Source organism: Paraburkholderia sp. SIMBA_053 (genome assembly GCF_046534895.1).
Classification (GTDB): Bacteria; Pseudomonadota; Gammaproteobacteria; order Burkholderiales; family Burkholderiaceae; genus Paraburkholderia; species Paraburkholderia caledonica.
Genome location: NZ_JAWRXU010001742.1, coordinates 1 through 235 on the forward strand (window position 1 = coordinate 1; position 235 = coordinate 235).

Genomic DNA, 235 nt, shown 5'->3' on the forward strand with positions numbered 1-235 from the left:
ATGTACAGATCCATGACGACAAGCTCGCATTTGACACGCTGCGCCTCGGCGAACAACTCCGATGAGTCCGTTGCCTTCCCAACGATCTCGATATTTGGAAACCCCGACATCAGATTCTCCATCGCGAGTAGGACCAGCGGATGGTCGTCGGCGATGATGGTGCGGATTGGCAGTGTCACATCCTTTCTGATATTCACGCGTGGTCGCTCCCTGTGCTCTGTAGCTTGGTATTGAT

General features: G+C 53.6%; 1 pseudogene. It reads right to left on the reverse strand.

The window, feature by feature from the left end:
• Positions 1–197 (reverse strand): annotated as a pseudogene (locus SB753_RS41485) (DNA-binding response regulator); the annotation flags it as partial.
• Between the last annotated feature and the right edge of the window lie 38 nt (positions 198–235).